This window comes from Photobacterium chitinilyticum, assembly GCF_004104355.1.
Classification (GTDB): domain Bacteria; phylum Pseudomonadota; class Gammaproteobacteria; order Enterobacterales; family Vibrionaceae; genus Photobacterium; species Photobacterium chitinilyticum.
Genome location: NZ_RJLM01000005.1, coordinates 298495 through 311470, shown reverse-complemented (window position 1 = coordinate 311470; position 12976 = coordinate 298495). Strand labels below are relative to the sequence as shown.

Sequence of the window (12976 nt, the reverse complement as noted above, 5' to 3'; positions counted from 1 at the left end):
AGGTAAACAACTACTAACATCAGATACCTTTAGATGCTATTTATTAGGTATACCAACGAATATGCTAATGAATGAGATTTTACAGATCCGTCACCACTCTATCGGTAGATGTCGAGATCGAGTTCTTCTTGTCAGAGTTATGGGGCAAGTAGTAAAAAATGGATATGAATTTAACTGTGACATTGTCACAATGTGCAACCTTGATTATTTACCGGTTTGTAATCAATGGTATACTTTCTATGTTGTCTCTTTATGGTTCTCCCCTATGCTAGAAAATCTTCAACAAATGGTGATACTCGCTACTGTTGGCCACGAACAAAACTTTACTCGCGCTGCAGAGCGTCTTGGGATCTCAAAATCACAAGTCAGTAAACAGATACGTTTTCTTGAAGAACGTCTAGGCTGTCAGCTAGTGCAACGCAGTACGCGTGCCGTTGCCTTAACAGATATCGGTTTGCAGTATTCAGAGTATGGTCAGCAACTGCTGGATACAGTAAGCGAGGCTGAAGCCATGGTCGCTGGTTACCGAAACGAGATTAAAGGTGTGCTTCGGGTCGGAATCGCACAATCATTTGGTAATCCGCACATTACTTCCGCATTGGCTGAATTTCAAAAAGCTCACCCGGACTTAGAACTGGAAGTCAGCCTGTTTGACCACCGCCCTAACCTACTAGAGGAAGGTTTTGATTGCTGGGTTGCCATTCATGAACATCCTCCAGAAGGCATGGTTGCGCGCAAACTGGCTGACTGCAAATTTGTGGTTGTCGCATCACCTGACTACCTAGAGCTAAATGGTACGCCAACGGCGCCGAGTGAATTACGTAAACATAACTGTATTACTTACCAGAGTAGAGAAAGAAAGTATGTTAATTGGGAATTTACCCGAGACGGTGTAAGGCAATCTATCCGTGCACGAGGAAACTATCGTATAGATAACGCACCTGCTGTTCTTGATGCTGCTCTCTCTGGCTTAGGGATCGCCTATTTGGCAACGTACCTAATTACTGATGAACTAGATACTGGCAAACTTGTACAGTTGTTACCGGAATGGAAGGCTGATGTCGAGTTACCTATCTACGCAGTTTATCCACGACGCAAGTACCTTGCACCTAAAGTACGCTCCTTTATCGACTTCATGTCCGAGCGAATGGCCATACCACCATATCGTAATCCCAACCCTGCCACTAACCGATAGACGAGCCACTCGCATCTCAATTATGCAGTTGTGATTCCAGTCAGATGTTCTAAACCTAAAGTAGTGATTTATAGCTTTAGGTTTAGTAATGGCGTGTAAAAAAACTCAATGCCATACATTAATTTCATTTCTGCTGACCAGCGTTGTCTTAGCTGGTTGTGGCAATGGAAGTGACAGCGTCACGAACAGTGCAGGGCAGCAACCTACCTCCCCAGTCCCAAGCGCCAAAATTTTGCTAACGGAGCTGCCCGAAATGAGGCAGACCATCTATTTTGAAAAAGACAGCTATGAACTAGACGCAATCAATCAACTCGAGCTTGACTCCATTGCAGTAAGGCTTAGACAGCACCCCGATAGCTTTATCGTTGTTGTCGGTCACAGTGATGACAGTGGTAACGAAGAAGAAAATGTGGTTCTTTCTTACGAGCGAGCATTTAGCGTCGCAATCTATATTTCATCTGTTTTTGGTGTTGAAGAAGAAAGAATTCAAATTGTAGCGGCAGGATATAGCGAGAGAATCGCAAAAGGTAAAACAGAAGCAGAAAAACAAAAAAATCGGCGAGTTGAAGTGTTGTCTCCGAAAGCGATAGTTAGAACCTTAAGTGCCAGCCCTGATCCTAAGTATTAATTGAGACAGCAGGTACTATGCCTGCTGCCTAATCATCTTTTATTGCTTTTTAATCGCCGGGAACGCATACATTTTCTTTAAAATGTCTACAACGCCTTCCGGTAGATCAACCAGTTTTTCTGCAAACCTGGCTTTTTCAACTTCTGTTGCAGATTCATGCGTTTGATTGGCCGCAATGTAATTTGCTGGGAACAAGTGATAATTCTGAGTAATCTGTCGATCAATCTCTTCAGCTAGTTCTTCAGGTGTTTCAAACGATGATTTAATCACCTCACCAAAGCTCACATGTATGCGACGCTTTTCACCGACGATCCCTTGGATGATGCTCTCAATATCTTCAAGCTCGCCTTTCTCATAGCTACCTGAAGTTTCTTTTTCGTACAGCTCTTTGGCTTTAGCTACATCACAAGGATCGTTTTCATAAGAAATGGCAACAGGTACGATATTTAACCCCGCAATGAATGTACTGAAAGACTGTTTGCGCTTTCGCCCTTCCATAAAGAACATCTTTAAAATTGCCGGGTCAGTTCTATCATTTCCATCTTTGGCCCGCCCTTCTTTTTGCGCAATCCAAATCGAATTACCCGTTTCAAGGGAGTGGGAAATGTAGCTTGAAAGCTGGCCAAGCGTTTTCATCATCTCACGCGGCCCCTTCGACGAACGTTTAACGATAAAGCTTTTATTCAAACGCATTAATTCAGTTGCACAAGGTTTCTTAAGCAGATTATCGCCAATGGCAATGCGAACAGTTTTAAATTTACGCTCAAACAAACACCAGTTAACCATCGCCGGATCCATTGCTATATCACGATGATTTGAAATAAATAGGTAAGATTGGCTTGGATCAAGTTTATCCAACCCACTATTGGTGACACCGTCACATGAATGGTCAATGGTCGCATTCATGTACTTTGCGACTTGAAACTGAACATCTTCTACAGTCTTTACGCTAGACCATTTTTTTATCAAGAAGCGTTTAATCAGCGGGATCAACAACCAGCCCAGCACACCTGACAATTGAGGAAAACGATAATTAAGAATTGCTGTGATAAATTCCTTATCGTTTACAAGGCGTTCAATTGCGCCACTTACTTCGTCATCGTTATACGGACGTATCTCTTTATATATATCGTTATCTGTTTGCACAATCATGCTTCATATAAAATTAAAACCGCGACATTTTACGCAGATTTATCAATTTGCCCAATGACATGACGCAACAACCCGTGTGGTTGGAGGTCATACCACGTAGATATGGATGAATTTCAAACACATTACAGTAAATCCAGTGAACATGTCTGTTGTTAGCGTAGCAATTCTTACTAAAAAGCACCAAATTGCAGTATAAGGGTTCTCAATTATTGACGGTTTGCTTAAAACAGAACAATATGTGCGTGCTTTTTTGCTAGAGACTTACTATGAAACAGGCTATAGAATTTTCACACAACATTCAGAACTTCCTGCACGTCGGCTCTCGCCGTAAAAGTCATACCTCATATATGATTGTTGTTACGGATGGTTCTGCGCTTGTCCGACTTGGTAAGCAAGAGTTTTTGGTTACAAAAGGCACTGGCTTCTGGCTCCCTTTTGACTGCCTCCACGCGCTGACCGTCCTACCAGGCACTCAATATGATAAAGTTGAGTTTTCCGCACGTTTAACATCCCCTGTGTGTAAAGACGCCGGTTTTTTTTCGGTTAACGCTCTGATGAATGCACTGTTGACCGAGTTACGGCACGAGGCTAAAAAGAACTCCCCACTTAGCTTAGACGGCCCCGCAGGAAACCTCATGCGCGTTATTGGTGATCAAGTCGCAAAACTAAAGGTGAAGACGAATTCACTCTGCCCTAGTTTGCGTAATGACTACTGTACACATCTTAGCCTGCTATTGAAAGGTGACAGGGTCACTGACAAAGCTGCATTGGCGGCCATCTCAAATATCATTGGGTTTTCGACTAATGAGTTTGAGGCTTGTATCATTATGCGCGAAGCACTGAAGTTATCACGCTCCGGTCGTAAGCTCGAACAAATTGCAGACACATTGAACACATCAAAAGAGACCATCGTCGCCCTTGCAAGGCCTATATTAGGGCAAGAAATCTCCTAGAGAGTAGAGACAGAAAAGCGACGTTGTCACGTCGCTTTATTAGATATTGTTCGTTAAGACAGCAACTGAATCGTTATTGAAATGGAATCTCGATTTGAAGGGATATATCATCAAGACTTTCATCATGCCAACGATAATCCACTCTAAGCCGTGTTGAGCGGCCATCTTCACCACCAACACCAAAGCTCATTTGCAAACCATGTTTTTTAATCCACTCCTCTGCATCATTGGTGGACTGAAAGTCTGGGTCATCATATTTCGACGGTATCCAAAAACCTAAACCGTAAAACTTCGATTTTGATTTAGACGTTAGAACTGGAGAATGATTATCTCCTGACCAATCATCCCAAAAATCATTCCCTGAGCTTTTCCCCTGATCCCAAGAGTGGCGCACGTCTATTGATTGCCGAGGCTCTATTGGCGTCTCATCGCTAACAACAGCACATGACGTAGCAAAGGTCTTCTGCTCCTCAACCGTCAAGCCAGCGAGCTGACTCGGAGTAAATTGTTCACAAGGCATAGCCCAGGCTTTAAATGAACTGGCTATGAAAGTAAAGATACAAAGTTTTATCTTACAACTACTCAAAATCAAGCCTTCCGAAACCCATGATGCAATAACGAGGTTACCCTATATCGTTATTACTCATCATTGGATTCGTGAAAGCAATAACGCGCACGGTCATCAAGCATTCTAGCCACAGTTGCCGTTGTTAAGTGTGAGATGGAACGCTTATTGACAATACTATCACGTAAATTTGTACTTCGTATGTTAACGGTCTCCGGACAGGCCAGGATTTGCCATTTTTTTACAATATCCTGACAATTGTAAAACTTCGCAAAACTAAGAAAGTTATCTGGCCCTACCACAAATGTAATGTCTGCATCTGGAATTTGCTCTTCCAGCTTGCTGAGTACGGCATAGGTCGTAATCGGCTCACTGCCGACAGCCATTTCTTGCTCTAAACGCGATAACTCTAAATTAGGCAGGTTAAGATCATCAATAAAGGCTTCTACTAGCTCACAGCGTGCATCATAATCAATCATCACCTTGCCCCATGCATGAGCATAACTCGGTAGCAATAATACACGATCAAAGCGCTGTAGCCTTTCTAGCACAGATTTATGCCCCAAACTGGGCGGGTTAAATGCGCTACCAAACACGGCAATTGATGTTGTCATGACTAGAATGCCCCTTTTTTATACCGATTTATCATTAATTTGGATTTATTGTTAATTCAGGATTGATCCTACCCTAGAGTTATCGCATGATTTTGGCAAAGATTTAATGCAAACCTTTTGTTTTTTGCATTCGGTTAAGCTAAATGATTAGAAACTGGGCAATGCCCTGAGGATTCATTCACTATGGAACAGCTTATTCGCACTGAAATGCGTGTATTGCCGGCAATTGATGTCGATTTTGAAATTCAGCGCCGTGTCGGCTTTATTCAGCATAAACTGAAGCAGGCCAACTGCAAATCTCTCGTTCTTGGGATCAGCGGTGGTGTCGATTCTACACTTTGCGGCCGCTTGGCTCAGCTAGCGATCAATAGATTGAATGACGAAACAAATTCTCAAGATTATCAATTTATTGCAGTACGCCTTCCTTACGGTGAACAGCACGATGAAGACGAAGCCCAACTTGCCCTTTCTTTTATTCAGCCGACCCACTCCATAAGTGTAAATATTAAGGATGGTGTTGACGGAACTCATGCCAATACTCTGCAAGCGCTTAAAGGAACGAATCTGCTTCCTGAATGTAACGGCAAGATTGATTTTGTTAAAGGTAATGTAAAAGCACGTACCCGTATGATTGCCCAATATGAAGTGGCCGGTCTTATTGGTGGTATGGTGCTAGGCACCGATCACTCAGCTGAAAACATCACGGGTTTTTATACCAAATTTGGTGACGGAGCTTGTGACCTAGCCCCTTTATTTGGCCTGAACAAGCGACAGGTTCGTCAACTTGCAGCAACTCTGGGAGCTCCTGAATTACTGGTGAAAAAGGTGCCTACAGCCGATCTGGAAGAGCTAGCACCACAGAAACCCGATGAACATGCACTACTGGTTACTTACGATCAAATTGATGACTTCTTAGAAGGGAAACCTGTCGAGACTGAGGTTGCTGAACGTCTGGTAGAAATTTACCAAGCAACACAACACAAGCGTCAGCCAATTCCAACGATTTACGACGTAGAATAAGAGCCAATACTAAAAGCACACGACAAAAAAGGGGCCGCAACCCCTTTTTTATATCAGCACAATTGTCCCTTGAACGACTACGATGCTTCCGAGTACTTTAATAGGTTGTTCAGCTCCCACCAAATTGCTTCGCAAAGCCCTTTTCGGTACACCGCTTTTTTGAAGTTCGGGTGTTCTTGCTGATACAAACAAAAGTATTTCTCGGTACTTCGTAAACTTGATCTGACATTAGCAAGGCGATCGCATGCTTTTACGATTAAGGCAATTCTGGCCGCTTCTTCATCAATATCAAGAGAAGCCAAACGAAAATTAATTTCATCTTTCCTAGACTTCCTGTCTTCAAGCTTACCATCACTCATATAACCAACTGCATCAGCGACCAAATAACCAAAATCAGCCGCCAGTTCATCAATACTGGTTTCAGTATCTTCAACAACATCATGCAATTGGGCGACTATCATCGCATCCGTACCAAATGGACTGGCTAACCGTGAGACCGCTTCGAGATGGACATAATAAGGAACAGCACCATACATTTGATCTTTGTGTTTAGCGCGAGCAAGTGTACGTGCTTTCTGGTAACGGTTATTCATCCTGCCCCCTGTGCAAAGTCCTTACGAAAACTAACTTAATTATTCTATTTCAGCATCTGAGTGTTTGCTAAGGATAGATATGACAGTTGAGATTTATCGCACAGTTTGATGAAAAAACAGGCACCTCTCGGTGCCTGTTTTCTTAAAGACTTATAACCAACAGCGATGAGTTACTGTTCTGCTTCACTCTGTGCCGCTTGCTTTTTTGCTTCAGCTTCACGAATTTCGTTAGCAACGATCATGATTGCTTCTCCACTGCTGATACCTTGAGCCATCAGTTCGTGGATTTTATCAGCGGCCTTTTGCTGCTGTTCGTGAGTTAATGTCGGCACATTATTAAACATAACGGTTAATTCTAATCTTCTAAAGGGAGCGTTATTCTAGGGATAATCGGCTTTGTTGTCACCTATTTATCCCGGGCGACCATCCAAACGTGGTTTTGTTAGGATCGGATAATATATTACGGTGAAAATCAGAAATGCAACTGCCCACAATAGCGCCGAAATAACATAGCCACTAAGCATCATTGTCGGGAATAGCAGAACAACTACGGTACGAATAAGTGCCGAAGCCATTAAAGCTAAAAATGCCGCTACCATCATACGGTTGATCTGTAAGCTTCTCCCTGTATGGCCTAATGACACACGAGCAATCATTGCCATGATCATACAACCAATACCACCAACAGTAATAAAGTGAAGTGCTACACTGTAACCTATCGCATTAGCCTGAAAATGTATTGCAAGCAGAAGCATACCAATAATCATGAACAAATAAGCAAAGTGCAATAACCATAACAAGGGAGTCTTCAATGTCGAGAACGTTCGCCAGCGTACGAATCGGATCAAATTGAACAAGCCGGTTGCGGCTAACAGCACAGGTAATGTGAACTGGCTTAACGACTCAGGTACTGGTAATAGAACATTAGCCAATAACAGCCAGCTTGGAACCAAGGCCCCTAGTTCAATCCACTTAACCCGTGAGATCTGCTCTGTATTCGTTCCGCGCCATGTAAAGAACGGGATTACCCTACCTCCGACAACAAGGACAATTACAGAGATCACCATCAAGGACATAAAGGATACTGAACGTAGATCACCCTCACCAATACCAAGCGCAATCAGGTGGAATCGTACATTGAGATACGTAAGTAGCAGGATAAGAGGTGCAAAGAATAAGTTGTTCCATTGCTTACGAATAAAAATCGGTTTAGCCAGGAAATAGGCCGCCAATGGCATCCAAACCAAATCAATAATCATGAAGATAACACTTGGGCTACCAACTAGTAATCCTACTCGAGCTAGCAACCAAAATAAAAATATCGAAGCCAGTTTCCCCCCTCTAACCCCTGGATTACCCGTCCAGTTCTGTACCGCTGTCAACAAAAAGCCGACAATAACTGCGCCTGCAAAACCAAATAACATCTCGTGGCTATGCCACCACAATGGATTGCCATACATCAGGCCACTGAGATTAACGTTCCCACTCCAAAATAAAGCCCATAACAGCATCGCGATAACCGAAAAACCGCTAGCCGCAAGAAAAAAAGGACGAAAAGCTAACCGAAAAACTGGAATGATCTGTTGTTCTTTTTCATTATCGAGAATTTGCATCATAGGTAAACCTACACCCACATCTAAACATGCATTAATAATACACCTTAAAAGGTGTGATTAAAATACATCTTTTAAAATAGACCTTATTTATGTGGGAGTTGTTCTGCGAAAATCAGTAAATTCCATTAGTTTCACTAATAATGAATCACAAACCAGGGTAATCAACAGGCCTAGTGATAGTCTGAATATCTAATACAGAAATATCTCCTTGCCATCGACTTTCGATCAGCCCGACACTTAACCAGTAGCGACCATCAGCTACGTCTATCTTGGGCAGAGTCGTTGGCAACCTACCATCTACATCTTCAGTCCATAATGGAGTCCAAGTTGTATCATTTAAATCGTAAAGACTCATTGAGAGTACTGCTGATGGGCATGCGGGATCTGGCAGACGCCCCTGCTCGATTCGCCAATTTTTACTGTCTTTCCAGCCAATCCGCTGTTTAGCCGTTGGTTCCGTCAGCAAAACCCAATGATTAAAGGTTTCCTCACCCTCAGTATCGATCGTCAATTGATATAAGCCAGCACCAATAGGCTTTTCGAGACTGCGTGTTTCAACAAAAAAATAACCGCCATCACCAATACTCGGCGTACTGGCAACGATAGTCTGATTTGGCCATTTAGTTAGCTTTACTTCTGCAATCTTAATGCGAGTTAGCCCAGTTATCGATAACTTGAGCATCGTCTGGTTGAGGTTCTGAATTACCTCGCGCTCAATCGATAAATTAGGTATCCATGTGGGCAATGCCTTTTGTGCCAAGCTGCGCCCGCAATCTTCAGTGATCGCCAACTTGAATAACGCGTTTAAATTATCTTGCTGATCACGGTTAGGATCTTGCTGCCAAGCCTGAACCATGCTGTCAAAGCTGTCAGAGGTTTTACCCTCGAGTAGCCTCTGATGTGCAACTGTGTATGAATCTTGGCCTGTAAACCACTTGGCCACTGCACCCGGTGTCGCTAACACCGAGTGAAGCAAAAACAATGAACAGGTAAACGATAGCTTGCTCATCACTATGACGATTTCATCCGGTAACCAACACCGCGCAGCGTCTCAATTTCAATACCAGCCAGCTTCTGCCGAAGCTGCAGGATATGAGTATCAACGGTTCGAGTTGTTGGGTAATGATTATATCCCCATACCTGATCAAGAAGCTCGTCACGAGTAAATACACGTCCTGAGTTCTTAGCAAGAAACACAAGAAGCTCAAACTCGGTACGAGTAAGTATAATGACATTACTCCCCTGTCTAACCTCTCGGCTATCGAGGTCAATATCAATACCACCAACAGATATCACATTTACAACGGGTACTCCTTCAGTACTAGTACTACGTAAATGCAATCTAATTCTTGCTAGTAGCTCCTCTTCAGCAAAAGGTTTTGTCAGATAATCTTTAGCCCCCGAGTCCAGCCCGACAACTTTGTCTGAAACAGACACCATCGCCGTAAGCAAAATAACGGGAACATGCTTAATCAAGAGCCAGTCATTTAGGTAATCTAACGAGTCACCTTCCGGTAGTTGGCGATCTAGAACAACCAAATCAACATTTGGCCATAAATCTGCAACCTTTGACGCACAGTCTGCATACAGACATTCATAGCCTGCGTCTTTCAAGCTCTCGAGCAAACCATCGGCAAGGTTGTGGTCATCTTCAACCAGAAGCAGAGTTTGATTCACACGGTATCTCCAAAATAAATGTTGTAGGAGGGCCTTCAAGTTTCATCCGCCCTCCCATTCTACGAATCATCGATTCAACTATTGTAAGACCAAGCCCCAAGCCTTTTTCACTTACGAAGGGCTTCCTTAATCTTGCCCAGTCCTTAGAACCAAGCGGTCCATTGTCTTTAACCCTTACAATCAGTTTTCCGTCACGGAACGATGAAGTTAATGTAACTGGCGCGGCACCATATTTCTGAGCATTAGATAACAAATTATCGATACATGTACCCAGCCAATAAATATTAATGTTTACGGATCTATCTTCGCTTAACTGCAAGGACACACCCTCATAGGGCTCACTTAAATACTCGACCCATTCATTAAATGAATCAACTTGCTGAACGCTCAGCTCCTGCTGATTCGCTTGCAGATAGTCCTTGCTGGCTTCTGCAAGCTGACGCAATCGCCGAGAATCTTCCGTCAGTCGTCTGAACTCATCATATAGATTTTCAGGTAAAGCATCAAAGTGACGCCTAAATCCTTCAACAGTTAACGCCAAACTAGCAATTGGCGTACGAAGTTCATGGGTTAGAATTTGTAAAACCAACATCCGTTCTTGCATCGCACGCCGACGAATGCGGAGACGATAGACACCCCATCCAATCAGTAAAGCCACGTTGGCGACGAGTAACCCAACCAACAGGTAAAATGTCAGATGTGATTTATCCACTTCTTGCCAGCAAATGTTACCGCTTTTTACCAAACAGAAGTCAGTTGTATTCAATCGGCTAAAGTTAATATCATACTTATTGAGCGCAAAAGACCATGTAGGCTGATCGTAAACATGATATTCATTGCCATTTCTTATCCAGAGTTCACCATTGGATATAAATCCCTCAGCACCTGCAATATACACCTGAATCTCGCCACTACTCATTCGCTGCAGTCGGCCAAGAATTGTATTGGTTGGAGCTAGATCTCGCTCCTGAATATGCAGATAACCATCAAGAAGTTTTGCCGAATCTGGATGTTTTTCCAAATAACGAGCCGCATAACTGCCACCACCGGGATGAATATAACCTGATCGCACAAACCAACCTTTCGGCAAAACGGTATTGTTACACAGCGCTCTGGTAAAGACGACTGGGTGGGTAACCAATGGACTAACAGGCCACGGGCCTTTGCAGCTAATGGCATTACTATACAATCTTTTCAATGATTTAAGCGGATAAGCTGCGGACTGCGGCAATAAGCTAGATGGTAAAAGCAATGGATTGGGAAAACGGCTTTGTAGCTGCCGGAAGTCGTATGTCGCTAAAGGCTCACTGTTGAGCAACTCTGAGCGCACCGCGCTAAGGCGATCGGGTAAATTTTCAGCAGAAGCGAAGCTTGGCTCTGAAATCAATAGCAATACTAATAAGACATACTTTTTCATAAGCAAAGTGTATCACTCAATTCCCACCTAATGTCAGATAATTGTCATTAGTTTAAAGTGGAGAGAATTGGCACTCTTTCTGTTTTTAGAATAACTGTTTACCCTGGCAAGATATAAAAAAATGGGAGCCTATTTAGGCTCCCATTAATATCTATATCAGTACGCAATCATTAGATATGTTCAATGATCTTATTACAAGAATCTTTCGCATCACCAAATAGCATCTGAGTATTTTCTTTAAAGAACAATGGATTTTGAACACCGGCATAACCTGGGTTCATTGAACGTTTAAAGACGATAACATGTTTTGCATTCCAAACTTCCAATACAGGCATACCTGCGATTGGGCTGTTTGGATCTTCCATCGCAGCAGGGTTCACGGTGTCATTTGCACCAATAACCAGTACTACGTCAGTTTCAGACAAGTCATCGTTGATCTCATCCATTTCAAGCACAATATCGTAAGGTACTTTTGCTTCTGCAAGCAGTACGTTCATATGTCCAGGTAGACGACCAGCAACTGGGTGAATACCAAAACGAACGTTGATACCTTTCTTACGTAGCTTGTCGGTGATCTCGTGAACTGGATACTGAGCCTGGGCAACTGCCATACCGTACCCTGGAGTGATGATTACAGATTTTGCATCACTTAGCATTTCAGCGACTTCTTCAGCAGAAGCTTCACGGTGCTCACCGTAGTCTTGATCAGCAGACTCAACGACTTCAGTACCAAAACCACCGGCAATAACGCTGATAAATGAGCGGTTCATTGCCTTACACATGATGTAAGAAAGAATTGCACCAGAAGAACCAACCAACGCACCAGTTACGATAAGCAAGTCATTTGCCAGCATGAAACCTGCTGCTGCTGCTGCCCAACCAGAATATGAGTTCAGCATTGAAACAACAACTGGCATATCAGCACCGCCGATAGAGGCAACCAGATGGTAACCAAATGCAAATGCAATCAACGTTACAAGGATAAGTGCGAATGTTGAACCTTCGACACTGACGAAGTAGAACATCAGTAGAATCGAAACGACTAGCGCCGCCAAGTTTAGCTTATGACGATGAGGAAGCATTAGTGACTTAGAGTCAATAATGCCACGCAGTTTACCAAAGGCAACAATCGAGCCTGTAAAGGTAACGGCACCGATGAATACACCAAGGAACACTTCAACAAGGTGAATGTTCAATAGTGCACCAGTTAAATCACCATGGTCGATGTAGGTGTTAAAACCAACAAGAACAGCGGCTAAACCAACAAAGCTGTGAAGAATAGCAACTAGCTCTGGCATTTCAGTCATTTCAACTTTCTGTGCCAGACGGATACCAATAGCACCACCAATTACCATAGCTAGAATAATCCAGCCAGTTCCTTGTGCTTCAGGCCCGAAAATCGTTGCAATGAGCGCGATTCCCATACCCGCGATACCGTAATAGTTGCCGGCACGTGCGGTTTCTTGCTTGGATAGCCCCGCAAGAGACATAATAAATAGTACTGCAGCAACAATGTATGCTGCTTGTACGATTCCTGCAGACATGT

At 43.2% G+C, this 12976-nt stretch carries 14 protein-coding genes; 4 read left to right on the top strand and 10 right to left on the bottom strand.

Going from position 1 to position 12976, the window contains the following annotated elements; translation table 11 throughout:
* Positions 1–265 precede the first annotated feature (265 nt).
* A complete protein-coding gene (locus tag EDI28_RS14435) occupies positions 266–1195 on the top strand; it encodes a LysR family transcriptional regulator (RefSeq protein WP_128784587.1) in 930 nt (309 codons plus the stop codon).
* A gap of 88 nt (positions 1196–1283) precedes the next feature.
* On the top strand, positions 1284–1823 hold the full coding sequence (locus tag EDI28_RS14430; RefSeq protein WP_128784586.1) for an OmpA family protein: 540 nt from the start codon (positions 1284–1286) through the stop codon (positions 1821–1823).
* Between the two features lie 39 nt (positions 1824–1862).
* On the opposite strand, the gene EDI28_RS14425 is transcribed toward EDI28_RS14430, so the two are convergent.
* Positions 1863–2969, bottom strand: coding sequence for a 1-acyl-sn-glycerol-3-phosphate acyltransferase (locus EDI28_RS14425; protein ID WP_128784585.1), 1107 nt, complete (start codon positions 2967–2969; stop codon positions 1863–1865).
* A 272-nt stretch (positions 2970–3241) separates the two neighbouring features.
* Between EDI28_RS14425 and EDI28_RS14420 the strand changes: the two genes are divergently transcribed.
* The gene (locus tag EDI28_RS14420) at positions 3242–3928 is read left to right on the top strand and encodes an AraC family ligand binding domain-containing protein (RefSeq protein ID WP_128784584.1); all 687 of its coding nucleotides are present in this window, start codon (positions 3242–3244) and stop codon (positions 3926–3928) included.
* Positions 3929–4001: 73 nt separating this feature from the next.
* On the opposite strand, the gene EDI28_RS14415 is transcribed toward EDI28_RS14420, so the two are convergent.
* Both EDI28_RS14415 and EDI28_RS14410 read right to left on the bottom strand, forming a co-directional pair.
* A complete protein-coding gene (locus EDI28_RS14415) occupies positions 4002–4514 on the bottom strand; it encodes a hypothetical protein (protein WP_128784583.1) in 513 nt (170 codons plus the stop codon).
* A gap of 53 nt (positions 4515–4567) precedes the next feature.
* Positions 4568–5107: a nicotinate-nicotinamide nucleotide adenylyltransferase gene (locus EDI28_RS14410; protein WP_128784582.1), complete on the bottom strand. Its 540-nt coding sequence runs from the start codon at positions 5105–5107 to the stop codon at positions 4568–4570.
* A gap of 183 nt (positions 5108–5290) precedes the next feature.
* On the opposite strand from EDI28_RS14410, the gene nadE reads away from it, so the two are divergent.
* Positions 5291–6127 carry an NAD(+) synthase gene (gene nadE, locus EDI28_RS14405; protein ID WP_128784581.1) on the top strand — a complete coding sequence of 279 codons (837 nt, stop codon included), beginning with the start codon at positions 5291–5293 and terminating at the stop codon, positions 6125–6127.
* A gap of 77 nt (positions 6128–6204) precedes the next feature.
* Here nadE and EDI28_RS14400 read toward each other — a convergent pair whose 3' ends face one another.
* From EDI28_RS14400 to pntB, 7 genes are all read right to left on the bottom strand, one after another.
* Positions 6205–6720 carry an HD domain-containing protein gene (locus EDI28_RS14400; protein ID WP_128784580.1) on the bottom strand — a complete coding sequence of 172 codons (516 nt, stop codon included), beginning with the start codon at positions 6718–6720 and terminating at the stop codon, positions 6205–6207.
* Between the two features lie 170 nt (positions 6721–6890).
* Positions 6891–7064 carry a YoaH family protein gene (locus tag EDI28_RS14395; protein WP_128784579.1) on the bottom strand — a complete coding sequence of 58 codons (174 nt, stop codon included), beginning with the start codon at positions 7062–7064 and terminating at the stop codon, positions 6891–6893.
* A 66-nt stretch (positions 7065–7130) separates the two neighbouring features.
* Complete coding sequence (locus EDI28_RS14390; protein WP_199287433.1) at positions 7131–8336, bottom strand: NnrS family protein; 1206 nt, start codon at positions 8334–8336, stop codon at positions 7131–7133.
* A 145-nt stretch (positions 8337–8481) separates the two neighbouring features.
* A complete protein-coding gene (locus tag EDI28_RS14385) occupies positions 8482–9345 on the bottom strand; it encodes a DUF2861 family protein (RefSeq protein WP_128784578.1) in 864 nt (287 codons plus the stop codon).
* Between the two features lie 2 nt (positions 9346–9347).
* Entirely contained in the window at positions 9348–10013 is a 666-nt protein-coding gene (locus EDI28_RS14380; protein ID WP_128784577.1) for a response regulator transcription factor, read from the bottom strand.
* Entirely contained in the window at positions 9988–11430 is a 1443-nt protein-coding gene (gene vxrA / locus EDI28_RS14375) for a sensor histidine kinase VxrA (RefSeq protein WP_128784576.1), read from the bottom strand. The genes EDI28_RS14380 and vxrA overlap by 26 nt, the downstream gene beginning before the upstream one ends.
* A gap of 170 nt (positions 11431–11600) precedes the next feature.
* Positions 11601–12974 carry a Re/Si-specific NAD(P)(+) transhydrogenase subunit beta gene (gene pntB, locus EDI28_RS14370; protein ID WP_128784575.1) on the bottom strand — a complete coding sequence of 458 codons (1374 nt, stop codon included), beginning with the start codon at positions 12972–12974 and terminating at the stop codon, positions 11601–11603.
* Between the last annotated feature and the right edge of the window lie 2 nt (positions 12975–12976).